General features: G+C 67.7%; 27 protein-coding genes. 21 read left to right on the forward strand and 6 right to left on the reverse strand.

The window, feature by feature from the left end; all coding sequences use genetic code 11:
• Positions 1–51 precede the first annotated feature (51 nt).
• From ACJ7IV_RS15675 to ACJ7IV_RS15695, 5 genes are all read left to right on the forward strand, one after another.
• Positions 52–672 (forward strand): c-type cytochrome, encoded by a 621-nt coding sequence (locus ACJ7IV_RS15675; protein ID WP_282040572.1) that lies wholly within the window; start codon positions 52–54, stop codon positions 670–672.
• Between the two features lie 162 nt (positions 673–834).
• Positions 835–1,467 (forward strand): thiol:disulfide interchange protein DsbA/DsbL, encoded by a 633-nt coding sequence (locus tag ACJ7IV_RS15680; protein ID WP_483865157.1) that lies wholly within the window; start codon positions 835–837, stop codon positions 1,465–1,467.
• 25 nt (positions 1,468–1,492) lie between these two features.
• Positions 1,493–2,293, forward strand: coding sequence for an endonuclease/exonuclease/phosphatase family protein (locus ACJ7IV_RS15685; protein ID WP_483865158.1), 801 nt, complete (start codon positions 1,493–1,495; stop codon positions 2,291–2,293).
• Positions 2,294–2,373: 80 nt separating this feature from the next.
• A complete protein-coding gene (locus ACJ7IV_RS15690; protein WP_483865159.1) occupies positions 2,374–2,919 on the forward strand; it encodes a TRAP transporter small permease subunit in 546 nt (181 codons plus the stop codon).
• Positions 2,919–4,334: a TRAP transporter large permease gene (locus ACJ7IV_RS15695; protein WP_483865160.1), complete on the forward strand. Its 1,416-nt coding sequence runs from the start codon at positions 2,919–2,921 to the stop codon at positions 4,332–4,334. Before ACJ7IV_RS15690 ends, ACJ7IV_RS15695 begins: the two co-directional genes overlap by 1 nt.
• Before the next feature lie 14 nt (positions 4,335–4,348).
• On the opposite strand, the gene ACJ7IV_RS15700 is transcribed toward ACJ7IV_RS15695, so the two are convergent.
• Positions 4,349–4,780, reverse strand: coding sequence for a YqaA family protein (locus ACJ7IV_RS15700; protein WP_483865161.1), 432 nt, complete (start codon positions 4,778–4,780; stop codon positions 4,349–4,351).
• A gap of 66 nt (positions 4,781–4,846) precedes the next feature.
• Here ACJ7IV_RS15700 and thiD point away from each other — a divergent pair, with 66 nt between their 5' ends.
• The 4 genes from thiD (at position 4,847) to dtd (ending at position 7,732) form a co-directional block, all read left to right on the forward strand.
• Positions 4,847–5,659: a bifunctional hydroxymethylpyrimidine kinase/phosphomethylpyrimidine kinase gene (gene thiD / locus ACJ7IV_RS15705; RefSeq protein WP_483865162.1), complete on the forward strand. Its 813-nt coding sequence runs from the start codon at positions 4,847–4,849 to the stop codon at positions 5,657–5,659.
• 90 nt (positions 5,660–5,749) lie between these two features.
• Positions 5,750–6,595 (forward strand): universal stress protein, encoded by an 846-nt coding sequence (locus tag ACJ7IV_RS15710; protein WP_483865163.1) that lies wholly within the window; start codon positions 5,750–5,752, stop codon positions 6,593–6,595.
• A 78-nt stretch (positions 6,596–6,673) separates the two neighbouring features.
• On the forward strand, positions 6,674–7,243 hold the full coding sequence (locus tag ACJ7IV_RS15715; RefSeq protein ID WP_483865164.1) for a chalcone isomerase family protein: 570 nt from the start codon (positions 6,674–6,676) through the stop codon (positions 7,241–7,243).
• 51 nt (positions 7,244–7,294) lie between these two features.
• On the forward strand, positions 7,295–7,732 hold the full coding sequence (gene dtd / locus ACJ7IV_RS15720) for a D-aminoacyl-tRNA deacylase (RefSeq protein ID WP_483865165.1): 438 nt from the start codon (positions 7,295–7,297) through the stop codon (positions 7,730–7,732).
• Here the strand turns inward: dtd and ACJ7IV_RS15725 are convergent.
• Positions 7,729–9,672 (reverse strand): ATP-binding cassette domain-containing protein, encoded by a 1,944-nt coding sequence (locus ACJ7IV_RS15725; protein ID WP_483865166.1) that lies wholly within the window; start codon positions 9,670–9,672, stop codon positions 7,729–7,731. The genes dtd and ACJ7IV_RS15725 overlap by 4 nt on opposite strands.
• 50 nt (positions 9,673–9,722) lie before the next feature.
• Here ACJ7IV_RS15725 and ACJ7IV_RS15730 point away from each other — a divergent pair, with 50 nt between their 5' ends.
• The 7 genes from ACJ7IV_RS15730 to ACJ7IV_RS15760 all read left to right on the forward strand — a co-directional run bounded on the left by ACJ7IV_RS15730 (position 9,723) and on the right by ACJ7IV_RS15760 (position 15,983).
• Entirely contained in the window at positions 9,723–10,259 is a 537-nt protein-coding gene (locus ACJ7IV_RS15730; RefSeq protein WP_483865167.1) for a TIGR02444 family protein, read from the forward strand.
• Positions 10,260–10,353: 94 nt separating this feature from the next.
• Positions 10,354–11,376: a TRAP transporter substrate-binding protein gene (locus tag ACJ7IV_RS15735; protein ID WP_483865168.1), complete on the forward strand. Its 1,023-nt coding sequence runs from the start codon at positions 10,354–10,356 to the stop codon at positions 11,374–11,376.
• A gap of 164 nt (positions 11,377–11,540) precedes the next feature.
• Complete coding sequence (locus tag ACJ7IV_RS15740) at positions 11,541–12,119, forward strand: TRAP transporter small permease (protein ID WP_483865169.1); 579 nt, start codon at positions 11,541–11,543, stop codon at positions 12,117–12,119.
• Positions 12,120–12,149: 30 nt separating this feature from the next.
• Complete coding sequence (locus ACJ7IV_RS15745) at positions 12,150–13,433, forward strand: TRAP transporter large permease (protein WP_483865170.1); 1,284 nt, start codon at positions 12,150–12,152, stop codon at positions 13,431–13,433.
• Between the two features lie 17 nt (positions 13,434–13,450).
• Complete coding sequence (locus ACJ7IV_RS15750) at positions 13,451–13,894, forward strand: universal stress protein (RefSeq protein WP_483865171.1); 444 nt, start codon at positions 13,451–13,453, stop codon at positions 13,892–13,894.
• A gap of 300 nt (positions 13,895–14,194) precedes the next feature.
• On the forward strand, positions 14,195–14,914 hold the full coding sequence (gene bamJ / locus ACJ7IV_RS15755) for a BamJ family beta-barrel-assembly machinery protein (RefSeq protein WP_483865172.1): 720 nt from the start codon (positions 14,195–14,197) through the stop codon (positions 14,912–14,914).
• On the forward strand, positions 14,907–15,983 hold the full coding sequence (locus ACJ7IV_RS15760; RefSeq protein WP_483865173.1) for a poly(3-hydroxybutyrate) depolymerase: 1,077 nt from the start codon (positions 14,907–14,909) through the stop codon (positions 15,981–15,983). Before bamJ ends, ACJ7IV_RS15760 begins: the two co-directional genes overlap by 8 nt.
• Positions 15,984–16,009: 26 nt before the next feature.
• On the opposite strand, the gene ACJ7IV_RS15765 is transcribed toward ACJ7IV_RS15760, so the two are convergent.
• Together ACJ7IV_RS15765 and ACJ7IV_RS15770 are read right to left on the reverse strand one after the other, a co-directional pair.
• The gene (locus ACJ7IV_RS15765; protein WP_023004186.1) at positions 16,010–16,600 is read right to left on the reverse strand and encodes an SCO family protein; all 591 of its coding nucleotides are present in this window, start codon (positions 16,598–16,600) and stop codon (positions 16,010–16,012) included.
• The gene (locus tag ACJ7IV_RS15770; RefSeq protein ID WP_483865174.1) at positions 16,597–17,109 is read right to left on the reverse strand and encodes a hypothetical protein; all 513 of its coding nucleotides are present in this window, start codon (positions 17,107–17,109) and stop codon (positions 16,597–16,599) included. Before ACJ7IV_RS15770 ends, ACJ7IV_RS15765 begins: the two co-directional genes overlap by 4 nt.
• 107 nt (positions 17,110–17,216) lie before the next feature.
• Here ACJ7IV_RS15770 and ACJ7IV_RS15775 point away from each other — a divergent pair, with 107 nt between their 5' ends.
• Entirely contained in the window at positions 17,217–18,134 is a 918-nt protein-coding gene (locus ACJ7IV_RS15775) for an AEC family transporter (RefSeq protein ID WP_483865175.1), read from the forward strand.
• A gap of 188 nt (positions 18,135–18,322) precedes the next feature.
• On the opposite strand, the gene hemN is transcribed toward ACJ7IV_RS15775, so the two are convergent.
• A complete protein-coding gene (hemN, locus tag ACJ7IV_RS15780; RefSeq protein ID WP_161431850.1) occupies positions 18,323–19,708 on the reverse strand; it encodes an oxygen-independent coproporphyrinogen III oxidase in 1,386 nt (461 codons plus the stop codon).
• A 113-nt stretch (positions 19,709–19,821) separates the two neighbouring features.
• The gene (locus tag ACJ7IV_RS15785; RefSeq protein ID WP_483865176.1) at positions 19,822–20,964 is read right to left on the reverse strand and encodes an NnrS family protein; all 1,143 of its coding nucleotides are present in this window, start codon (positions 20,962–20,964) and stop codon (positions 19,822–19,824) included.
• A gap of 88 nt (positions 20,965–21,052) precedes the next feature.
• On the opposite strand from ACJ7IV_RS15785, the gene ACJ7IV_RS15790 reads away from it, so the two are divergent.
• The 4 genes from ACJ7IV_RS15790 (at position 21,053) to nosR (ending at position 24,753) form a co-directional block, all read left to right on the forward strand.
• On the forward strand, positions 21,053–21,466 hold the full coding sequence (locus ACJ7IV_RS15790; protein WP_483865177.1) for a YbaN family protein: 414 nt from the start codon (positions 21,053–21,055) through the stop codon (positions 21,464–21,466).
• A 36-nt stretch (positions 21,467–21,502) separates the two neighbouring features.
• Complete coding sequence (locus ACJ7IV_RS15795) at positions 21,503–21,955, forward strand: Rrf2 family transcriptional regulator (protein ID WP_483865178.1); 453 nt, start codon at positions 21,503–21,505, stop codon at positions 21,953–21,955.
• A 241-nt stretch (positions 21,956–22,196) separates the two neighbouring features.
• Positions 22,197–22,511: a c-type cytochrome gene (locus tag ACJ7IV_RS15800; RefSeq protein ID WP_483865179.1), complete on the forward strand. Its 315-nt coding sequence runs from the start codon at positions 22,197–22,199 to the stop codon at positions 22,509–22,511.
• 112 nt (positions 22,512–22,623) lie between these two features.
• A complete protein-coding gene (nosR, locus tag ACJ7IV_RS15805; protein WP_483865180.1) occupies positions 22,624–24,753 on the forward strand; it encodes a transcriptional regulator NosR in 2,130 nt (709 codons plus the stop codon).
• The last annotated feature ends 3 nt before the right edge of the window (positions 24,754–24,756 follow it).

Below are 24,756 nucleotides of genomic sequence, written 5' to 3' on the forward strand. Positions count from 1 at the left end.
GACACCCAGGGTACGTACCGGTCAACAACGTAACGGCATAGTGGATTAGCGATGAGAAAGTTACTGGCAAGCCTGGCAATCACCATGGGCGCCGTCGGCGCCGCCCACGCAGACCTCGAGGCCGATGCCGATGCGGCAGCGGGTCGCGACAAGGCCGCCGCCTGTGCGGCATGTCACGGCCAGGAGGGCATCAGTCCCACCGGCGCCTTCCCCAACCTGGCGGGTCAGCAGGCCTCCTACCTGGCCAAGCAGATCATGGACATCCGCGACGGCAACCGCGTGGTGCCGGAGATGGCCGGCCAGGTCGACAACTTCTCCGACCAGGATGCCTGGGACGTGGCCAAGTTCTATGCCGACAAGGACGCGGCCCTGGGCCAGGCGGATCCCGACGAGCTGCTGGTCGAGCGCGGTCGCGAACTCTACCGTGCCGGCGACATGGCCAAGGGCATCCCGGCCTGCGCCGCCTGCCATACGCCGACCGGCCAGGGCATCGGTACCGCCGTCTATCCGGCGCTCTCCGGCCAGCATCCCGAGTACACCCTGGCCACCCTGCAGGACTTCGCCGCCGGCAACCGCGCCAATGATCCCGCCAACATAATGCGCGACATCGCCGCCAAGATGAGTGATGCCGACATGGAGGCCGTGGCCAACTACGTGCTGGGCCTGCACTGAGGCCGTCTCGGTCAGCGCACTTGCACACAGTCGGGGCGGCCTTCGGGCCGCCCCTGGCATATTTGCTGTAGCGCGCGCGGGGAACCCGAGCCCGACGACACGCTCAAAGGCAGCGACACCCGGCTCGCCGGGACGCGATTCATCCCAAGGAGAGAGATGCCCATGTTGAAACCCCTGATGCTCGTGCTCGCCGGCCTCGCCCTGCCGGGCCTGGCCTCGGCCCAGAACCTGGTCGAGGGTGAGCACTACGAGGTGCTGCCCGAGCCGGTGGAGACCCGCGTGGACGAGGGCCAGATCGAGGTCACCGAGGCCTTCTGGTACGGCTGCCCCCACTGCTACAACCTCGAGGAGCCGCTCAACGCCTGGGTCGCCGAGCTTCCCGACGACGTCAGCTTCCAGCGTATGCCGGCCACCATGGGCGGCGACTGGAACCAGCACGCCCTCGCCTTCTACGCCGCCGAGGAGCTGGGCATCCTCGACGCCATTCATGACGACTTCTTCCACGCCATTCACGAGGGGGGCCGCAGCCTAACCGGGAATGCCGAGATCGCCGAGTTCTTCAGCGACTACGGCGTGAGCGAGGAGGAGGCACAGCAGGCGCTGGGCTCCTTCGCGGTGAAGAGCCAGGTCAACCAGGCCAACTCCCGCATGCGCAAGATGCGCCTGATGGGCGTCCCGGCACTGATCGTCGATGGCCGCTACCTGGTCAGCCCGAGCAGCGCCGGCAGCCTGGCCAACATGCCGCAGATCGCCGAAGCGCTGGTCGGGAAGGTCCGCGAGGAGCGTGAAGACTGAGATGTCTCACCTGGCCGAGGCAAGGATGCCGCCCCTTGAGGGTGGCCATCTCAAGCTGCTCACCTTCAACCTGCAGGTGGGCATCCAGACCTCGGCCTACCACCACTACCTGACCCGCAGCTGGCAGCACCTGCTGCCTCACCCCCGGCGACAGCACCGCCTGGACATGGTCAGCGAGGTGCTGGGGCGCTTCGACATCGTCGGCCTCCAGGAGGCCGACGGTGGCAGCTTCCGCTCCGGCCAGGTCAACCAGGTGGAGTACCTGGCCACCCATGGCGGCTTCCCCCATCACTTTCAGCAGCTCAATCGCAATCTGGGCCGCATCGCCCAGCACAGCAACGGCCTGCTGTCGCGACTCCCTCCCGCCCGCATCGAGGAGCACCAGCTCCCCGGCACGCTACCCGGACGCGGCGCCATCCACGCCCGCTTCGGCGAGGGCCCCGACGCGCTTCATCTGTTCGTCGCCCACCTGGCGCTGAGCCATCGCGGCCGGGTGCGCCAGCTCGACTATCTCTCCGAGATCATCCAGCCATTGCGCCATGTGGTGGTGATGGGTGACCTCAACTGTACCCCGGAGCAGCTCCACGGCCACCAGCGCTTCTGCGCCTCCCTGCCGCTGCACCCGGTACGCCCCCCCTTGAGCTACCCCTCCTGGCAGCCGCGCCGTGCCCTGGACCATATCCTGCTCTCCAATTCCCTGGAGGCCGACGAGGTTCGCGTGCTCGACCACCTGTTCTCCGACCACCTGCCGATTGCCGTGGATATTCGCCTGCCGGAGGCCTGCCTGCAGGCCCTCACCCCACGCCTCAAGGACCACCAGGAGTGACCGCGTTGGCCGCGGATAGGTGACGCTGGCCGGGGAATCGGCGAAGATGCGCCTCCGGATCAACTGGCAGCGGAGGAGACATGCCCCACCCTCGCCACCTGGGCCTGCTGAGGGGCCTCGACGCCGTGACCGACCTTGTCGGCCGCGCCACCGCCTGGCTGGTACTCGCCATGATGGCGGTGCAGTTCGCCATCGTGGTGATGCGTTACATCTTCGGCGTCCACAGCATCGCCCTGCAGGAGTCGGTGATGTACATGCACGCCATGGTGTTCATGCTCGGGGCCGCCTGGACCCTGCACCATGACGGCCACGTGCGCGTCGACATCTTCTATCGCAAGCGCTCGCCCCGGGGCCGTGCCGCCACCGACCTGTTCGGCACCCTCTTCCTGCTGATTCCGGTGACCCTGTATATCCTGCTCGGCAGCCTCGGCTACGTTGGCAGCAGCTGGGCGATCCTCGAGCGCTCTCCGGATGGGGGCATCCCCGCGGTGTTCCTGCTCAAGAGCCTGATCCTGGTGATGGCGGCGCTGCTGCTGCTGCAGGGCATCGCCCAGCTGATCCGCCAGACGCTGATCCTCAAGGGCCGCCTCTCCTCCGAATCGCCGACCCACGAGGAGAAGCTGTGATGCTGGCCACGCTGCTCGAACTGATGCCCCTGGTGCTCTTCGCCACCATCTGCGGCGTGCTGATGCTGGGCTATCCGGTGGCACTGTCGCTGGCGGGCACCGCCCTGATCTTCGCCGGTATGGGCTTTGCGCTTACCCACCTGGGGATTCCCGTCCCCTTCGAGGCGGGCTACCTCAGCGCCATGCCCAACCGCCTCTACGGCATCATGACCAACCAGACCCTGCTGGCGGTGCCGCTGTTCGTGCTGATGGGGGTGCTGCTGGAGAAGTCACGGGTCGCCGAGACCCTGCTCGACGCCATGGCCCTGGCCTTCGGCTCGCTGCGCGGCGGGCTGGGCATCGCCGTGGTGATGGTCGGCATGCTGCTGGCGGCCTCCACCGGCATCGTCGGCGCCACCGTGGTGACCATGGGGCTGCTGTCACTGCCCACCATGCTCAAGCGCGGCTACTCTGCCTCGCTGGCCACCGGCACCATCTGTGCCACTGGTACCCTGGGCCAGATCATCCCGCCCTCCATCGCCCTCGTGCTGCTCGGCGACGTGCTCTCCAACGCCTACCAGCAGGCCCAGCTGGCGATGGGTGTATGGAGCCCCAAGACCCTCTCGGTGGGCGACCTCTTCATCGGCGCGCTCGTCCCGGGCGTGCTGCTGGTGGCCACCTATATCCTGTATGTGATCCTGACTGCCTGGCTGCGCCCCAGCCTGGCCCCGCCGGTGGATCGCCAGGCGCTGATGGAGGAGCTCGGCCACCGCGGCAGCCTCTGGCCACTGCTGCTCAAGGGGCTGCTGCCGCCAGTGCTGCTGATCGTGGCCGTGCTGGGCTCGATCCTCGGCGGCTTCGCCACGCCTACCGAGGCCTCGGCGGTGGGCGCCGCCGGCGCCTTCCTGCTGGCCCTGACCAACCGCCGTCTGAACCTTCGCATGCTGCGCGAGGTGGTTCACTCCACCGCCCAGGTCACCAGCATGGTGTTCCTGATCCTGATCGGCGCCGCGCTCTTCTCGCTGGTGTTCCGCGCCTTCGGTGGCGAGGAGCTGGTCATCGAGCTGTTCGAGGCACTGCCCGGCGGCGTGGTGGGCGCCACCCTGGTGGTGATGCTGGTGATCTTCCTGCTCGGCTTCATCCTCGACTTCATCGAGATCACCTTCGTGGTGGTGCCCATCGTCGGCCCGGTGCTGCTGGCCATGGGGCTCGACCCCATCTGGCTGGGCATCATGATCGCGGTGAACCTGCAGACCTCGTTCCTGACACCGCCCTTCGGCTTCGCGCTCTTCTACCTGCGTGGGGTGACGCCCGAGTCGGTACCCACCTCGGCGATCTACCGCGGGGTAATCCCCTTCATCCTGATCCAGCTCGGCATGCTGGGGGCGCTGGCGCTGTTCCCGGGGCTGGCCACCTGGCTGCCTGGGGTGCTCTAGCCACGCGCGGCGAGCTACTGGCAGAGCGGCGCCAGCCACGCCTCGGCAAGCCACAGCACCAGCGCATAGCGCGCCGCCTTGGCCACGCCGATCAGCAGGATGGCCCGCCACCAGGGCAGCCGGAAGAGGCCGGCCAGCACGGTGAGCGGGTCGCCCACCACCGGCACCCAGGAGGCCAGCAGGCTCCACTCGCCGAAGCGGAGGTACCAACGCTCGGCCCGCGCCAGGCTCGCCGGCGAGGCGGGAAACCAGCGACGCCCCTGGAAATGGCGCGCATAGCGGCCCAGGGCCACGTTGACCAGGCTCCCCAGGGTGTTGCCGGCGGTGGCCACCGCCCACAGGGCCAGAGCGGGCTGTTCCAGACACCACTGCCGGGCCAGCCATACCTCGGAGCCACCGGGCAGCAGGGTGGCGCTGGCCAGGGCCACCAGGAAGAGACTCAGCATGGCAGCACCCTCCGCCCCTGCAGTAGGCTGATGCAGTTCCGTTGATCCCATGAAGACATGACCGCGATGACCCTCCCCGACACGATTCCCAACGCCCTGACCATCGCCGGCTCCGATCCCAGTGGCGGCGCCGGCATCCAGGCCGACCTCAAGACCTTCTCGGCACTGGGCGCCTATGCTACCAGCGTGATCACCGCGCTGACCGCCCAGAACACCCGCGGCGTGGCTGGGGTACACCCGGTGCCCGCCGACTTCATCGCCGTCCAGCTCGAGACCCTGCTTGCGGACGTGCGCATCGATGCCGTCAAGATCGGCATGGTCGCCAGCCGCGAGGTCGCCGAGGTGATCCGCGACGCCCTGGCACGACGCCGGCCGCGCTGGGTGGTACTCGACCCGGTGATGGTGGCCAAGAGCGGCGATATCCTGGTGGACGACGCCGGCATCCGCGCGGTACGCGAGGTGCTGGTGCCGCTGGCCGACCTGGTGACCCCCAACCTACCCGAGGCGGCGGTGCTGCTGGACACCCCGGCGCCGACCGACCGCGCCGGCATGCTGGCGATGGCCCCGGCGCTGCGTGAGCTGGGCGCCGGGGCCACCCTGCTCAAGGGCGGCCACCTGCACGGCGAGGCGTGCCCCGACCTGCTGATCACCGCCGAGGCGGCCAGCTGGGTCGAGGGGGCGCGGGTCGACACCGCCAACTTGCACGGGACCGGCTGCACCCTCTCCTCGGCGATCGCCGCGCGTCTCGCCCGGGGCGATGCCCTCGAGGAGGCGGTGGCCGCGGCCAAGCACTGGCTGGAGTCGGCGCTGGCCGCCAGCCGGCGGCTGGATGTGGGGCACGGCCACGGGCCGGTGCACCACTTCCACGCCTGGTGGTAGCGGCCTTTCGCGCATCCCGCCTTGCAGGCCCGGCCGGCGCCTCCCATGCTGAAGGTCTACACCGCCGTGGCACCATGCCGAGGAGCCGTCATGACCCCGACCCTGCTGTTCGCCTGCGACCTTTCGGCCGAGAACCGCGCCGCCTTCGCCAGGGCGGTTCGCCTGGCTGCCGAGCAGGGCGCGCGTCTCGATGTCATCCACGTGCTCGACCCCTACCTGCCACGCCGCGTGCTCCACGACCTGGAAGAGGCCGTGGTAGCCGACATGCAGGCAACCCTCACCGATATCCGCGAGGACTACGCCCTGCCCGAGCCGCGGGTGCTGATGCAGACGGTCACCGGTAACCCCTATGCCGAGATCATCCGCGAGGCCCACGAACGCGAGGTGGACATGATCGTGCTGGGGGCCCACCGCAAGCGCGGCCAACCCGATCTGGTGGCCGGCACCACCCTGGCCCGGGTGCTGCGCAGCGCCCCCTGCCCGGTGCTCTCGGTGAGCCACACCGCCAGTCAGGGCTGGGAAGAGATCCTGCTGCCCATGGACTTCTCGCTCACCTCACGCCACACCCTGCGCGAGACCCTGCGCCGCTTCCCCGACACCCGCCTGACCTTGCTCCACGCCTGGGATATCCCCGGTGAACGCGAGCTTGGCTCCCGCGGCGACTTCGCCCGCTGGCGCGACCGCGAGGTGGCACGCCTGCAGAGCCAGCTGGAGGCCGAGGTGGAACGCCTGATGGCCGAGCTCGACGACGTGCCCGAGGTGGAACTGGTGCTGGAGCAGGGCGCGCCCCTGGAGGTGCTGATGAACCGCCTGCGTCGCCAGCCGCCCGACCTGCTGGCGCTGGGCAGCCGCGGCCAGCTGGGTCGCCACAGCCAGATCACCGAGTCGCTGCTGGCCGAGCCCCACTGCGACATCATGCTGTGTCGCGCCTGGTAGCGAGCAAATAAATAGACAGAACTTATACATGATGGCATTGTCTGCATAGGAAGATCCCCTTCCCCTGGAGGCACTGCCATGCACCTGTTTCCCCTTATCTCCCTGCTGGCGCTCCTGCTGCTTGCCCCCTCGGCCAGCGCCCAGGCCAGCGAGCGCGTGGAGGTCAACGGCGCCCGCTTCACCACCGAACTCGAGGTCGACGGCCAGCCCTTCCACCTGGTCGGCCACGGCCTGTTCCGCTACATGATCTGGGACGCCTATGCCGGGGCCTACTACCAGGCGCCGGAGAGCCGGACGCCCGCCCCCCTGGACGAGATCCCGCGGCGCCTGGAGCTAGAGTACTTCCACGCCATCGAGGCCGACGACTTCGCTGGCGTCACCCGCAACCGGGTCCGCGAGAACCTCGGCGAGGCCGGCTACCGCGAGCTGCTGGCGGGGCTCAACGCCTTCACCCGCGCCTACCGCAGCGTCGAACCCGGTGACCGCTACGCCCTGACCTGGAGCGACGAAGGTCTCAGCCTGGCACTGAACGACGAGGAGCTCTACCGGGGCGGGGACCCGGCCCTGGCCGAGGCGCTCTTCGCCATCTGGCTGGGTGTGTCGCCGCTCAAGGAGGATTTCCGTGACGCCCTGCTGGGGCGCGGCTGAGCCTCGCCGCGTGCTACCCTGCGCGCGTTTGAGATCGTCGGGAGACTCAGGATGAAGGCGTTAATCCAGCGCGTGACCCGCGCCAGCGTGGAGGTTGAGGGACGTACCGTGGGTGCCATCGACCACGGCCTGCTGGCCCTGGTCGGGGTAGAGAAGGGCGACGACGAGGCCACCGTGGAGCGCCTGCTGCACAAGCTGCTGCACTACCGCGTGTTCAGCGATGCCGATGGCAAGATGAACCTCAACCTGCAGCAGGTCGATGGCGGCCTGCTACTGGTCTCCCAGTTCACCCTGGCCGCGGATACCCGCAAGGGGCTGCGGCCCAGCTTCTCCAGCGCCGCGCCGCCCGCCGAGGGCGACCGCCTCTTCCACCTGCTGCTGGCGCGCGCCGAGGCGGCCTGGCCCAAGGTTGCCAGCGGCGAGTTCGCCGCCGACATGCAGGTCGCGCTGGTCAACGACGGGCCGGTGACCTTCCTGCTGGAAAGCTAGCCGCCCAATTCGGCCTGCATCGCTTCGAGGGCCTCCTCGGCGGATAGCCACTCCGCCTCCAGGTCGTCGAGACGCGACTTGAGCTCGCCCTGGCGGGCCAGGGTCGTGGTGAGCTCCTCCTTGCGGGCGGAGTCGGTGTAGAGCCCGGCATCACCCAGCAGCGCTTCCACCTCGGTGAGTTGTGACTGGACCTTGTCCATGGCCTGCTCGACGCGATCACGCTGCTTCTTCAGCGGGCGCAGCTTCTCGCGCTGCTCGGCGGCGGCACGACGCGACGCCTTGCGATCCTCCTTCGGCGCGCCCTCCTCGGCCTGGCGTTCCTCCTTGTCGCCGCGGGCCTCGCGCCGCTCGCCCTCCAGGCGCGCCTTGAGCCACAGGCGATAGTCCTCCAGGTCGCCGTCGAAGGGCTCCACCCGATGGTCGGCCACCCGCCAGAACTCGTCCACGCTGGCGCGCAGCAGGTGGCGGTCGTGGGAGACGATGATCACCGTGCCCTCGAAGCCCGCCAGGGCCTCGGTCAGCGCCTCTCGCATCTCGAGATCCAGATGGTTGGTGGGCTCGTCGAGCAGCAACAGGTTGGGCTTCTGCCAGGCTACCAGGGCCAGCGCCAGGCGTGCCTTCTCGCCCCCCGAGAAGCGCCCCACCTCGCCGAACACATCGTCGCCAGGGAAGCCGAAGCCGCCCAGGAAGTTGCGGATCTCCTGGTCGCTGGCGGTGGGCGAGAGACGCTGCACATGCATGAAGGGGGTGGAGGCGAGATCCAGCCCCTCGAGCTGGTGCTGGGCGAAGTAGCCGACCTTGAGGTGCTCGCCGGCCACCCGCTTGCCGGCGAGCAGCGGCAGCTCACCGATCAGCGACTTGATCAGGGTCGACTTGCCGGCGCCGTTGGGGCCCAGCAGGCCGATGCGCTGCCCGGGCAGCAGCGTCAGCCTGACATTGTCGAGCTGTACCGCCTCATGGCCGGCAGCGTCACGATAGCCCAACCGCGCCTCGTCCAGCACCAGCAGCGGGTGGGAGGTCTTCTCCGCGGCGGGCAGGGTGAAGTGAAAGGGCGAGTCGGCGTGGGCGACGGCGATATCGCCCATGCGCTCGAGCATCTTCAGACGGCTCTGGGCGGCCCGCGCCTTGGTGGCCTTGGCTCGGAAGCGCGCCACGAAGCGCTCGATCTCCTCGCGTCGCGCCTGCTGCTTGGCGGCCTCGGCCTGCTGCAGGGCCAGCTTCTCGGCCCGGGTGCGCTCGAAGGTGGTGTAGTTGCCGCGATAGAGCACCAGCGAGCGGCGATCGAAGTGCACGATGCAGTCGCATACCGCATCCAGGAAGTCACGGTCGTGGGAGATCAGCAGCAGCGTGCCGGGATAGCGTGTCAGCCACTGCTCCAGCCACAGCAGGGCATCGAGGTCGAGGTGGTTGGTGGGCTCGTCGAGCAGCAGCAGGTCGGAGGGCATGAACAGGGTGCGCGCCAGGTTGACACGCATCCGCCAGCCCCCGGAGAAGGACGCCAGGGGGCGGTCGAGGTCCGCCTGTGAAAAGCCCAGGCCCACCAGCAGCTGGGCGGCCCTGGCCGGGGCGCTGTAGCCGTCCAGCGCCTCGATGACGCCGTGCAGCTCCGCCTCGCGATGGTCGTCGCCCGCCTCCCTGGCGGTCGCCAGGGCCGCCTCGGCCCGGCGCAGCTCGGCATGGCCGTCGAGGACGTGATCGAGCAGCGAGCGGTCCAGCGCCTCCACCTCTTGGGCCATATGGGCGATGCGCTGGCCGCCACTCATCTCGACCTCGCCACGATCCGGCGCCAGCTCGCCGAGCAGCAGCTTGAACAGGCTCGACTTGCCGGCCCCGTTGGGGCCGACGATGCCCGCCTTGTGGCCAGCATGCAGGGTAAGGTCGGCGCCCTCCAGCAGGGCCTGGGTGCCGCGTTGCAGGGAAACTTGGCGCAGTGCGATCATGCGGGCTCCACGAAGATGCGGCCGCCGCTCGACGCGGCGACGAAAAAACCATGACCAACGATTCTACCGAAATGCTGGCCACCCTGCGGTGCCGACTCGCCGAGTCGCCGCTCTGGCCCTTCGCCCTGGCGCTCTATGCACGCCCGGGCGTCGAGGCCGCCTGCCTGCAACTGCAGGATGAGGCCGGCGTCGACGTCTGCGAGCTGCTGTGGCGCTGCTGGCTGCTTCACCATGGTGCCATCCCGGAGCCGGGCAGCGAGACGACCCTCGGCGAGGTGCGCCGCTGGCAGCGCGAGGTCACCGCCCCGCTGCGCCGGCTGCGCCGCGAGCTCAAGGCCGACGCCGCCGAGCACCATGGCGTGGCCCAGCTGCGCGAGACCCTCAAGCGGGCCGAGCTGCAGGCCGAGCGCGAGACGCTCGCACGCCTGGAAGCCGTGGCGATGACCCGGCCGCTGCGCCCGCTCGCTGCAGGCGACCCGGCGCCGCAGGAACTTCTTTCGAATGTCCTGCAACTGAAGAAAAAAGCCCATCTTTCAACGCTCAATAGCCTGGTGATGCGCCTTGACCCTCCCCGGGGGCCACGCTAGCCTGAAAATCAGCCGTGTGAATGTGAATTCACCAGATGTCGCGTGGCGAGCGCTTGCGCCGCCCCGGGGCAAAACCTGCAGAGGGACCACAAGAATGAAGTCACACAAGCTGTTGACCACCGCCGGTATCGGCGCACTGATGTTCGGCATGACCTCCGCCGCCATGGCGGACAACTGGCGCTATGCCCACGAGGAGTACGAGGGCGACGTGCAGGACGTCTTCGCCGTGGCCTTCAAGGAGTATGTCGAGGAGAACTCCGATCACAGCGTGCAGATCTACCGCTTCGGTGAGCTGGGCGAATCCGACGACATCATGGAGCAGACCCAGAACGGCATCCTGCAGTTCGTCAACCAGTCGCCGGGCTTCACCGGCTCGCTGATCCCGTCGGCACAGATCTTCTTCATCCCCTATCTGCTGCCCACCGACATGGAGACGGTGCTCGAGTTCTTCGACGAGAGCAAGGCCATCAACGAGATGTTCCCGGAGCTCTATTCCGAGCAGAGCCTGGAGCTGCTCAAGATGTATCCCGAGGGCGAGATGGTGATCACCACCGACGAGCCCATCGAATCCGTGGATGACTTCCAGAACAAGAAGATCCGCGTGATGACCAACCCGCTGCTCTCCGAGACCTACAACGCCTTCGGCGCGACGCCCACGCCGCTGCCCTGGGGCGAGGTCTACGGCGGCCTGCAGACCGGCATCCTCGACGGCCAGGAGAACCCGATCTTCTGGATCGAGTCCGGCGGCCTCTACGAGGTCTCCCCGCACCTGACCTTCACCGGCCACGGCTGGTTCACCACCGCCATGATGGCCAACCAGGACTTCTTCGAGGGCCTCTCCGACGAAGACAAGGAACTGGTGCGCGAGGCCTCCGAGGCGGCCTACGACCACACCATCGAACATATCCAGGGCCTGGCCGAGGAGTCGCTCAACAAGATCACGGAAGCCTGCGACGACTGCACCGTCACTCGCCTGGATGACGAGCAGATCGCCAAGCTCAAGGAGCAGGCACCGCAGGTCGAGGAGAAGTTCGTCGAGATGGCCGGCGACCAGGGCGCCGAGCTGCTCGAGCAGTTCAAGGCCGACCTCGAGGCCGTCACCTCCGACGAGGAGTAATTCACTTCCCGTCGCCATGACAGGGGGTGGCCCATATCGGGTCACCCCCTTGTTCGTTGCGTGCACCCAGCGTTGACCCTCAGACCACACTAGGGGGCTCACGGGCCGTATCCTGACAGTCGAGTACCGTCTCATATCCACTGCATGCTGAAGGGAGTGCAGCCATGACAGATGAAGAAGCCGAAAAAGCCTATCGCTCGGGCCTGCCCGGCCCGCTGGGCGTCATCGATACCCTGATAAGCAAGCTGGAGGCGGTGCTGCTGGCCATGGGCGTGCTGCTGATGGCCATCAACACCATCGCCAACGTCATCGCCCGCTTCGTGATCGGCGACAGCATCTTCTTTACCGGCGAGATCAACCGCATCCTGATCATCATGATCACCTTCGCCGGCATCGGCTATGCGGCGCGCCACGGCCGGCATATCCGCATGTCGGCCATCTACGATGCACTGCCGGTGGGTGGCCGCCGCGCCCTGATGATCTTCATCGCCCTGTTCACCTCGCTGGTGATGTTCTTCCTGCTCTACTACTCGCTCATCTATATCCTCGACCTCCAGTCCAAGGGTCGGGTGCTGCCGGCGCTGGGCTTTCCGATCTGGCTGATCTATGTCTGGGCGCCACTGGGCTTTTTGATCACCGGCATCCAGTACCTGCTCACCGCCATCAAGAACATGACCTCGAAAGACGTCTACCTGTCGACCGGGGTAGTGGACGGCTACAAGGACACGGAAACGGAAGTCTGACGCAGGGCGCTACGCCCGGGGGAACGCACTATGACCACAATAATGGTTTGCACCATGATCGCCCTGCTGCTGCTGGGCTTTCCGATGATGATCCCGCTGATCACCGCCGCGGTGATCGGCTTCTACATGATGTTCAACGGCCTCGGCCAGATGGATACCCTGATCCAGCAGATGATGGCCGGCATCCGGCCCGCGTCGCTGATCGCGGTGCCGATGTTCATCCTCGCCGCCGACATCATGACCCGCGGCCAGTCGGCCGATCGCCTGATCGCCATGGTGATGTCCTTCATCGGCCATATAAAGGGCGGCCTGGCGGTCTCCACCGCCACCTCCTGCACCCTGTTCGGCGCCGTTTCGGGCTCCACCCAGGCCACCGTGGTGGCGGTGGGCTCGCCCCTGCGCCCCAAGATGCTCAAGGCCGGCTACTCCGACTCCTTCACCCTGGCGCTGATCATCAACGCCAGTGATATCGCCTTCCTGATCCCGCCGAGCATCGGCATGATCATCTACGGGGTCATCTCCGAGACCTCCATCGCCGAGCTCTTCATCGCCGGCATCGGCCCGGGGCTGATGATCCTGGCCATGTTCTCCGCCTACTGTATCGCCTACGCCGTGATCCGCGACGTCCCCACCGAGGCCAGGGCGAACTGGAGTGAACGCCTCACCGCGGTACGCCAGGCGCTGTGGCCGCTGGGTTTCCCGGTGATCATCGTCGGCGGCATCTACGGCGGCGTCTTCAGCCCCACCGAGGCCGCCGCGGCCTGCGTGCTCTACGCGGTCTTCCTGGAGTTCGTCATCTTCCGTTCGCTGAAGATGCAGCACATCTACGCCATCGCCAAGTCCACCGGACTGATCACCGCGGTGGTGTTCATCCTGGTAGCGGCGGGCAACGGCTTCTCCTGGATCATCTCCTTCGCGCAGATTCCCCAGGCGATCCTGGAGGCCGTGGGCATCAACGAGGCCGGTCCCACCGGCGTGCTGATCGCGATCTGCATCTCCTTCTTCGTGGCCTGCATGTTCGTCGACCCCATCGTGGTGATCCTGGTGCTGACGCCGATCTTCGCCCCGGCAATCGCCGATACCGGCCTCGACCCGGTGCTGGTGGGTATCCTGATCACCCTGCAGGTCGCCATCGGCTCGGCCACACCACCCTTCGGCTGTGACATCTTCACCGCCATCGCGATCTTCAAGCGCCCCTACCTGGACGTGATCAAGGGCACGCCGCCCTTCATCTTCATGCTGATACTGGCCGCGGCGCTGCTGATCATGTTCCCGCAGATCGCCCTGTTCCTGCGCGACGTGGCGTTCAACTGATCCAAGGAGAGTGAACCATGTTCAATCGGATCCTGGTCCCGGTGGATGGCTCCAAGGGCGCGCTCAAGGCACTCGAGAAGGGGGTGGGGCTGCAGCTGCTGACCGGCGCGGAGCTCTACCTGCTGTGCGTGTTCAAGCACCACAGCCTGCTCGAGGCATCGCTCTCCATGGTGCGACCCGACAAGCTGGAGATACCCGACGACGCCCTCAAGGAGTACGCCACCGAGATCGCCGTTCACGCCAAGAACCAGGCCATGGAGATGGGAGTGCCGGCCGACAAGCTGCGCGCCTTCGTCAAGGGCGGGCGTCCCTCGCGCACCATCGTGCGCTTCGCCCGCAAGCGCGAGTGCGACCTGATCGTGATCGGCGCCCAGGGCACCAACGGCGACAAGAGCCTGCTGCTGGGCAGCGTCTCCCAGCGTGTGGCGGGCTCTGCCCACTGCCCCACCCTGGTGGTCTGACCCCGCCCCCCGGCCCATGCCAGGGGCTATCGCAGTTAGCCCGGTCTCGGTAGCGAAAGGCGCCGGGGACAGGTTGTAGAGGGGGTCCTATGCCAGGGATGGCATCGGTAGCGCCCAGGGACGGGTTTACAGCGCCCCCTCGCAGGCCTGTCTCCGGAAAAGCCTTGAGCGATGTTGCCATCCCTCTGCGACTCCCCCGGCCCGGTTTCGCGCTGCTGCGGAACCGGGCCGGCCCTGTTAGAGTCCCAAGGTTCGCATTCACCCAGGCGCCCGACGGCGCCGGAACCACAAGGGACTTCCATGAAACGACTGCTGACCACCGCCTCTCTCGCCGCCCTGCTGGGTGCCGCCCCCCTGGCATTCGGCGCCATGGAAAGTGACGACGAGAAACTCGGCTACAGCCTGGGCGTGACCCTGGGCCAGAGCATCCAGCAGGACGTCGAGGACCTCGATGTCGACGCCTTCACCCAGGCGATCCAGGACGTCTTCGCCGGCAACGATCTCGCGCTAAGCGACGAGGAGATGGCCGAGGCGCTGATGAATTTCCAGCAGCAGGCCGCCGCCGCTCGCCAGGCGGAGGCCGAAGCCGCCGCCGAGGCCAACCGCGCCGAGGGCGAGGCCTACCTGGCCGAGAACGCCGAACGCGATGGCGTCGAGACCACCGACTCCGGCCTGCAGTACCGCGAACTGGAATCCGGTGACGGCGCCACCCCCGGCGCTCAGGACAGCGTCGAGGTGCACTACGAGGGTACCCTGATCGACGGCACCGTCTTCGACAGCTCCTATGAGCGCGGCGAGCCGGTCAGCTTCCGTGTCGACCAGGTGATCGAGGGCTGGCAGGAGGCCCTGCAGCTGATGAGCGTAGGTGACACCTGGGAGATCGTGATCCCCGCCGAGCTGGCCTATGGTGCCCAGGGTCAGGGCCCCATCGGCCCCAACGAGACGCTGACCTTCAAGGTCGAGCTACTCGGTATCGACGACGCGGAAGCCTCCTCCGGCGACAGCCAGGACGATGAGTAAGTCGCAGCGAGGCGCCTGGGTGGCCGCCGCGCTGCTCGCGGCACTCCCCTCGACTGCGCTGCTTGCCGAAACCTCACCGCCTGCCGATACCCCACCCCAACGGCTCCCCGCGCTGGGCGCAAGCAGCGCGGGCGCCAGCGTGCTCGGCGTCTCATCGGGAGGCTATATGGCCACCCAGCTGGCGGTGGCCTGGCCCGAACATTTCGCGGGACTCGGCGTGCTGGCCGCCGGCCCCTGGTCGTGTGCCCAGGGCTCGCTGGGGCTGGCGCTGGGCCAGTGCATGACCACCCGGCGCGGCATGCCAGACCTGCAGGCGCTGGAGCAACGCCTGGCCGACTACCGCAAGCGCGAACTGGTAGGCGAGGCCGAGGCGCTGGAGGCACTCAGGGTCTATGTCTGGCACGGCGACGCCGATACGGTGGTCGAGCCACGCCTGGGCGCGGCGCTGGCCGAACAGTTCCAGGGCTGGCTCGGCGATCCGTCACAGCTGCAGTTACGCCAGGACGCGGAAACGGGTCACGGTTGGCCCGTGGATGCGGCGATGATCCCGTCCGACGCCGGCGAGCTTGCCGACTGCCGTGAGGGGGGTGCCCCCCACCTGCTGGCCTGCGATCTGGATATCGCCGGCGATGCCCTGGCCTGGCTCCACGGCGAGCAGGCACCACCCGCCAGCGATGGGCTGGACGGTGAGCTGCTACGTTTCGATCAGGGCGACTTCGACGCCAAGGGACTGGCCGATACCGGCTACCTGTTCGTACCAGAGGGGTGCGAGGCGGGTGGCTGTGCGGTCAGCATGGCACTGCACGGCTGCAGCATGGCCGCCGAGCAGATCGACGAGGCCTTCGTGCGCCACACCGGGCTCAATGCCTGGGCGGCGGAGAACCGGCGCATCGTGCTCTATCCCCAGACCGAGACCCGCCTGGGCAACCCCCAGGGGTGCTGGGACTGGTGGGGCTATGCGGAGAGCACCTGGCAGCTCGACCCCCTACACGACAGCCGCCAGGGCACCCAGGCCCGCGCGCTGATGGCGATGCTGGAGCGCCTGCAGGAAGACGCCTCGCCACGCTGATCGCCGGTAGTAAGGCCAGGGGGTACCTAGAGCGTCTCGCGCAGCGCCGCGAGCAGCCCCTGGTGGGAGGGGGAGTAGAGCACCCGCCGCTGGATCTCCCCCTCACGATCGACCAGATAGAGCGACGAGCTATGGTCGATGGTGTAGCCCATGGCCGAATCCGGCGCCTCGACCTTGCGCCACACCACGCCGTAGCGCTCGGCCAGCTCCTCGAGCTGGGCCTGGCTGCCGGTGGCGCCGATGAAGCGCTCGCCGAAGAAGGCCAGATACTCCTCCAGCCGCTCGAGGCTGTCGCGCTCCGGATCCACCGAGACCATCAGCGGCACCACGCGCTGGCGCTGGGCGGGCTCGAGCTCGGCCAGCGCCTGACGCACCACCGCCAGGCTCATCGGGCAGACGTCGGGGCAGTAGGTATAGCCGAAGAAGAGTACCGCCAGCTGGTCGTCGCCCAGGCTTTCGAGGCTGAACTCCCCCTGGGTCGAGGGGAGCTCCACCGGCCCCCCGACCGGGCCGCCATCGCCCCCGGAAGCCAGCTGCTGCTGGTACCAACCGACACCACCCACCGCCAGCAGCAGCACGATCAGGACAACACCGGCCCAGACTCCCTTGCGTTTCATGGCGCGTCTCTCTCCACATCGAAATCGAACCCGCTGCCCAGCTTACCATCGGCCGTCTCGACGATGACACGCGCCCGCCACGGCATCACCGCATCGGTGCAGATCGGGATCTGACCCTCGCCGTGGTAGCGGCCATCGTCACCCAGGGTCAGGGGGTAGCGATGCAACCCCATGTCCATATCGCGGCCCACGAAGTCCACCACCACGCGTTCGGCATCCACGCCATCAAGGGCGACCTCCAGGGGCAGGCGCTGCAGGGCGCGGATCTCGCCACGCACGCCGAGGTCGAGGGCCAGGCGGCGCTCGTTGCCCAGCTCGGCCAGGCAGGGCCCGGCACTCAGCTCGCAGCCGGGCGCCTCGGGGTACCAATGCACCTGCCCCGCATCGCGCAGCAGGTGACTGGCCAGGAACCATAACGCCACGGCCACCGTGCCCAGGGTAAACAGCACCAGCAGGCGCAACAGCGGCGGGCGGGGAATGGTCGCTTCGTGGCTGGAAGAGTCGGGCATGGAGGACATGATCCTCACGGTGAGAGGCTATGCCGGCAAGCTTATCAGTATTCGTCTGTGGCAGACTGCGGAGCGATGTCGCAGGCAACGAGACCAAGGAGACCGACATGGCGGATATCGCGGGGGCCCTGGGGCCCCTGTTCCTGCTGATCCTGCTGGGCTGTGTGCTGGACTGGCTGCGTCTGCCGGGGGGCGACTTCTGGCCACGGCTTGAGCGGCTGATCTACTTCCTGCTGTTCCCCGCCATGCTGGTCTCGACCCTGGCCACCGCCGACGTCAGCCAGGTACCGGTGACCCGAGTGGCGGTGGCGCTGCTCGGCGCCATGGGAGTGTTCGCCGCCCTGCTGTGGGCGCTGCGCGGCTGGATGGGCATGGAACCCGCGGCCTTCACCTCGGCCTTCCAGGGCGCACTGCGTTTCAACACCTACGTGGGGGTGGCCGGCGCCGCGGCACTGCACGGCGCGCCGGGGGCCACCGTGGCCGCGGTGGCAGTGGCGCTGATGGTCCCGGTGGTCAACGTGCTCTGCGTGACCAGCTTCATCGCCGCGGGAACGCTGGGCAGCGGCAGCCTGGGCAAGAGCCTGGCCGCCCTGGGCCGCAACCCGCTGATCCTGGCCTGCCTGGTCGGTATTGGCCTGAACGTCAGCGGCATCGGCCTGCCGGGCTGGAGTGCGGCGACGGTGGAACTGCTGGGGCGTGCCGCCCTGCCCCTGGGCCTGGTGGCGGTAGGCGTGGCGCTGCGCCCCGCGGCCCTGGTGCGCCGCGACCGTGGCATCTGGGCCAGCCATCTGGTGAAGCTGGGGCTGATGCCAGCCCTGGCCCTGGCGCTGGCGCTGCTGCTGGGACTGGATTCGGTGAGCCGCGACGTGGTGCTGCTGTTTGCCGCCCTGCCCACCGCCACCTCGGCCTATATCCTGGCCCGCCAGCTGGGCGGCGACGCCGAGATGATGGCGGCGCTGATCACCGGCCAGACCCTGCTGGCCATGGTGACCCTGCCGCTGTGGCTGCGACTGGCGGGCACCTGACTCGCACTGCAAATAAAAAACGCTCGCATTTGTGTTGACGAGACAAACGAGAACGATTACTCTTCAGTTGTCGGCGTTGATGAGGCGCCGTCACCGGCCAGGGCCCGCCAGTCTCCTGGCCTGGTTTCTCCCTCCTCATTGCTAGTCACGGTCTTGCGCCACCCTCACCGAGGGTGGCCTTTTTCGTTCTACACCGTGCGCGAATAGCGCCCCTTGCTGTGGGCCAGGTAGGCGTCGAAGGCCATGGCGGCGTTGCGCATCATCAGCCGACCGGCGGGCAGCACCTCGATCTCGGCATCGCGGATCGCCAGCAGGCCGTCGTCGGCCATCTCCTGAAGCTCCTCCAGGGCATCGGCGAAGTAGTCACGGAAGACGATGCCATGCTCCGCCTCGATGACGGCGAAGTCGATGCGGTTATGGCACATCAGGGCGTTGATCACGTCGCGACGCAGGCGATCGTCGTCGCTGAGCCGGTAGCCACGGAACACCCCCAGGCGGCCCTCCTGCAGGCGATGCTGGTACTGGGCGGTCTCCTTGACGTTCTGGCTGTAGGTGTCACCTACCTTGCCGATGGAGGTGATGCCCAGGCCGATCATGTCGCAGTCGGCATGGGTGGAGTAGCCCTGGAAGTTGCGCTGCAGGGTGCCATTCTCGCGGGCCAGGGTCAGCTCGTCCTCGGGCAGGGCGAAGTGGTCCATGCCGATGTACACGTAGCCGGCCTCGGTGAGGCGGCGAATGGTCAGCTCCAGCAGTTCCAGCTTGCGCTCGGGGGGCGGCATGTCCTCGGGGCGGATCAGGCGCTGGGCCTTGAACAGTTCCGGCAGGTGGGCATAGCTGTAGGTGGCGATGCGGTCCGGGCGCAGGGCGATGATCTTGTCCAGGGTGGTGTCGAAGCTGGCCACCGTCTGAAGCGGCAGGCCGTAGATGAGATCGACGCTCACCGACTCGAAGCCCGCGTCGCGGGCGGCGTGGACGAGGGAGATGACATCCTCCTCGCTCTGCACGCGGTTGACCGCCTTCTGCACGTCGGGGTCGAAGTCCTGCACCCCGAAGCTCAGGCGGTTGAAGCCCAGCGCATGCAGCTCATGGATCTGCTCGGGGGTCACGGTGCGCGGGTCCACCTCCAGCGAGAACTCGCGCTCCTCGGGCGGCGCGAAGTGGAAGGCGTCATCGAGGCTCGCCATCAGCTCGCCGAGCTGGGTATTGCTCAGGTAGGTCGGGGTGCCGCCGCCCAGGTGCAGCTGGGTCATGCGCCGGGTCTCGTCGAACAGCGCCCCCTGCACACGGATCTCCTGCTGGAGCCAGGCCAGGTACTCCGCGGCACGCTCGGTGTTGTGGGTAATGATCTTGTTGCAGGCGCAGTAGTAGCAGAGGCTCTTGCAGAAGGGGATATGCACATAGACCGACAGCGGCTTGGGGGTCTCGGCGCGGTTGCTGCGCTCGGCCGCCGCACGATAGTCATCCTCGGCGAAGGCCGCATGGAACTGGGGCGCCGTGGGATAGGAGGTGTAGCGCGGCCCGGGGCGGTCGTACTTCTCGACCAGCGGGCGATTGAAGAGCAGATGGTCTTGCATGATCAAACGGCCTCGTTGAAAGCTCTGGCAGCGCCGCGGCGCTGCCGAATGCTGGGCAGTATGCCAGCCTGGGGCCGGCGCGTCGGTACCCTTGTGGTGGTAGTTGACGCCGGTCAAATCCTCGTGCGACTCGGCACGCGTCGTGACCAGCCAAGCAGTCGCCAGGCGGTGAGCAGCCAGGCCAGGCTCCAGGCCAGGGCGGAAGCCCACAGCAGGGGCAGCCAGGCGGCGCCGGCCGGATAGGCCACCATGCGCAGCACGGCGGCCACGGTGAAGAGCAGTGCCAGCGGCAACAGCAGCGGCTCTCGCTCGGGCCACCCCTTGGCCCGGAGAATGGCCTGACGCAGCATGATGCCGCTGGCCAGGGTGCCCAGTGCCCCCACGGTAAAGGCGTGCAGCACACCACCCAGCGGCTGGCCCAGCCACAGGACACGCGCCGCCAGCAGCAGCCCGAACCCCAGCCAGGCATACCCCAGCAGCAGGCCGAGCAGGTCGGGGCGCTGCCGGCAGGCCCAGGGGCGCCAGCGCCAGAGCCGCCACAGCACCAGCAGCCCCGCCGCCGCCGTCAGGGGCGCTGCCAGGCTTGCCGTGGCTGACCAGGGGGCGAGCAGCGGAGTCGCGCCCAGCAGCACGATCAGCACCGCCTCCAGGCGCGGCTGGACTCCGGCCCCGGCCTGGCGCCGGCTGGCCATCAGGTGGCCATTGATCGCCGGCGCCAGCACGCGCCCCCCCATGAAGGTCATCAGCAGCACCAGCCAGAGCACGGCGTGGCGCATCAGTGCAGGGCTCAGCATGCCGTGCTGCACCAGGCGCCCAACCAGGCTGACAATGGCGAGCAGGCAGAGCAGGCCCAGCAGCGGCGAGAGCAGCCGGTTGCGCCACTTCTTGGCGGCCAGGAAGCGCGGCACCAGCCGCCAGGCGAGCAACGCGGCGAACAGGCCATCGGCCAGCAGCACGGGCAGCGCCTGGGGCCAGGCCAGCCCGCCGCCCCGCGCGGCAAGCCACAGCGACGCCAGCCCCAGCAGCCAGCGTCGTGGCAGCGGCCCCAGCAGGTAGCCGGCGATCACCGCCAGGGCGAAACCGAACAGCAGTTCGCGACCGTGTGCCGCAGGGGAGTCGATCAATCCCAGGGGGGCCGCATGGTAGAATGCCAGCAGTGACAGCGGCACCATCACCGCCGCGTGTACCGCCGCCAGGGGAAAGAACAGCCGCCAGGCCGGCAGCGTGGGGTGTGAGATGTCGGCTTTCGTTGACATGGCGCAAACTCCCACCTTTCCCGCAGTGCTAAGATGCATGTAATTTGCCACTTAACAGTCTACGCCCTCGAGCACGGGAGGTCACCACATGTCAGGATCCGCCTCGCGTCTCGCCTGGTGCGGCCTCACCTATGGCTGTATCGGGCTCGGCACCGCCGGAATGGTACTGCCGCTGCTGCCGACCACCCCCTTCCTGCTGCTGGCGGCCTGGGCGGCACCCAAGGGGTCACCACGGCTGGCACGCTGGCTGCATGACCATCCGCGCTTCGGCCCCAGCCTGCTGGCGTGGCGCGAGCGACGCGCCATACCGCGACGCGCCAAGGTGTTGGCACCGCTGTTGCTGGCGGCCAGCTGGGCGATGCTGTGGGCCAGTGGCGTGCCCTCCCTGGGGCTGGTGGCCACGGCCATTCTGTTTATCGGGGTGGCGGGCTATGTGCTGAGCCGCCCCAGCGATACCGTCCGGCATGTCAGCGAGGCGCCCCACAGCTGGGCCCGGCGCTGATCCGCTCCACGACACCAAGAGGCGACGCTTTTACCCATGCACCTGACTCGCTTTACCGACTACTCGCTGCGTGTGCTGCTCTACCTGGCGGTCAAGGGCGAGCGTCGCTCCACCATCACCGAGATCGCCGAACGTTTCGACATCTCGCGCAACCACCTGATGAAGGTGGTCCAGGACCTCAGCCACCACGGCTATATCACCTCCATCCGTGGCAAGAACGGCGGCCTGCTGCTGCGGCGCGAACCGGACACCATCGTTCTCGGCGAACTGATACGTCGCACCGAGCGTGACCTGGCCCTGGTCGAGTGCTTCGGCGACGGCAACGAGTGCGTTATCACCCCGGCCTGCCGGCTCAAGCATATCCTCACCGAGGCCCTCGACGCCTTCCTGGCGGTACTCGACGGCTACACGCTGGAGGATCTGCTGGGCGCACGACGCCAGCCGCTGATCCAACTGCTGCAGCTGGACGAGACTCCGCCCGCCGCCTGACCCCGCGTATGTTCTTGAATTACCCCGACTTGCGCTCGCCGCACAATCCCCTCCCCGGCGCGGCCGCTGTGCTCTATTAGGCTTTGCTATTGCCTTTTGGGCACATGTGTCTAGGCTGTAGATGACCCACGTCAAGCCGCGCATGCACGTTGCCTGGCATGATGGCAACAGCTGCCCGGTGAGGTCGATTGTCGCAACCGGGCTTTTCTAGGCAATTTAAGATGCATTCCGGAGGTTCCTTATGAAACTGATTCTCGCAGCCGCCATGCTGGGTGGCACCCTCCTGGCCATGGATGCCCAGGCCGCGGGTGACGCCGAGGCCGGTGCGGACAAGATCGGCACCTGCGTGGCCTGCCACGGCACCGACGGCAAGGGCCTGGCCCCCATCTACCCGAACCTCAACGGCCAGTCCGCCACCTATCTGGAGGGCGCCCTCAAGGCCTATCGTGACAGCCAGCGCCAGGGCGGCAATGCCATGCTGATGACGCCCATGGCCCAGGGCCTCTCCGATGAGGATATCGCCGACATCGCCGCCTACTATTCAAGCCAGGAATGACCGCCAGTCAGCAATGACGGCTCGGGCCGGCACAGCGCCGGCCCTGCTGCATATGGGTGGCGGCCGGGATGCCGCCCGTGCCGCCTAGGCTCACGCCCCCAAGGACCTCCCCATGCCCGAATCATCCCTTCGGCCGGCTGGCTTTGTCGGCCTGCTGCTGACGCTTATTTTCCTGCTGGTTTCCCTGCCGCTGCACGCCATGGAGCCGGAGCAGGTGCGCGAAGGCTTCCCCACGGCGGACCGCCTGGAGCCTGCCGACTCCCAGTGGCCGGTCAGCCGGGTCATGGCCGGCGACGAACTGCTCGGTTACGCCTTCGAGAGCGTCGAGATGGCGCCGATTCCCGCCTACTCCGGCAAGCCGGTCAACATGCGGGTGGCCTTCGACCTCGAGGGGAACATCGTCCAGGCCGACGTGATCAGCCACGAGGAGCCCATCATGCTGGTGGGCATTCCCGAGCAGAAGCTCGAGGATTTCGCCGACGACCACGTCGGCGCCCACGTCAACGACCGCATGAAGGTAGGTGGCAACCTCGACGCCATCTCCGGTGCCACCGTGACCGTCATCGTGGTCAGCGACACCGTGATGCGCGCCGCCCGCCTGGTCGCCGCCGAGCAGGGGCTGATCGCCGACCCCTCCGCCGCCCCGGCGGCAACGGTGCGCGAGGATGTCTTCGAGGCGGCGGACTGGTCGACGCTCACCGGCGACGGCACCATCCGCCGCCTGCACCTGACCCATGGCGAGGTGGACGACTCCTTCGTGGGCACCCCGGCCGAGGATTACATGCATACGCCGCAGCCGGCGGAGCGCACCTTCATCGAGCTCTTCTACACCTACCTGAACCCGCCCACCGCCGGGCGCAACCTGCTCGGCGACACCGGCTACGAGCAGCTGATGGAGCGGCTCGACGAGGGCGAGCATGCCATCGCGGTGATGGGACGCGGCGACTATTCATTCAAGGGCTCCGGCTACGTGCGCGGGGGCATCTTCGACCGCATCGAGCTCTCCCAGAACGGCAACACCGTGAGCTTCCACGACCGCGACCATATCCGCCTGGGCAACCTCGGCATCGAGGGCGCCCCGCCCTTCGACGAGCGCGATATCTTCATCATTCGCGATGCGGCCGCCTTCGATCCCGGCCAGCCGTGGCAGCTGGAGCTGCTGGTGCGCCGCGCCTCCGGCCCCCTGGACACCGAGTTCAGCCGCTTCAGCGCCGACTACAGCGTGCCCGAGGCGTATATCGAGCGTCCCGAGCCGCCCAAGGAGGTGCCGATCTGGGTCGAGGTGTGGAAGGACAAGGCCTTCCAGATCGCCGTGCTCGCTGCCGGCCTGATCGTGCTCACCGGCATCATGCTGTTCCAGGACGTGCTGGTGAAGCATCCGCGCATCCTGCGCCCGCTGCGCCTGGGTTTCCTGGTCTACACCCTGGTGTTCATCGGCTGGTACTCCCTGGCCCAGCTCTCGGTGGTCAATATCCTGACCTTCACCAACGCCCTGATCACCGACTTCAGCTGGGGCTCCTTCCTGATCGACCCGATGATGTTCATCCTCTGGTCCTTCGTGGCGGTGAGCCTGCTGCTGTGGGGCCGCGGCGTGTTCTGCGGCTGGCTGTGCCCCTTCGGCGCCCTCCAGGACCTGGTCAACAAGGCTGCCCGCAAGCTCGGCGTGAAGCAGTACGAGCCGCCCTTCGGCCTCCACGAGCGGCTCTGGGCACTGAAGTACATCATCCTGCTGGGGCTGTTCGCAGTCTCGCTGCACTCGCTGGGCACCGCCGAGCGCTATGCCGAGGTGGAGCCCTTCAAGACCGCCATCACCCTGCGCTTCCAGCGCGAGTGGGGCTTCCTGCTCTACGCCCTGGTGCTGGTGGCGATCTCCGCCGTCAACCACAAGTTCTACTGCCGTTACGTCTGCCCGCTGGGCGCCGGCCTGGCGATCCCCGCCCGCCTGCGCCTGTTCGACTGGCTGAAGCGGCACCGCGGTGACTGCGGCACCCCGTGCCAGATCTGCGCCAACGAATGCGAAGTGGCCGCCATCCACCCGGATGGTCGCATCAATGCCAACGAGTGCCACTACTGTCTCGACTGCCAGATCACCTACCACGACGACAAGCGCTGTCCGCCGATGATCAAGCGGCGCAAGCGCTTCGAGAAGGCGTCGCGGCTCTCCCGTGGCAAGGGAGGCGTCGAGACCCATGACCCCGCCAGCGCACGGCTGCAGCGGATTCCGACCTACCAGGAGGAGTGAACC

The sequence above is a fragment of the Halomonas sp. C10-5 genome, assembly GCF_057169305.1.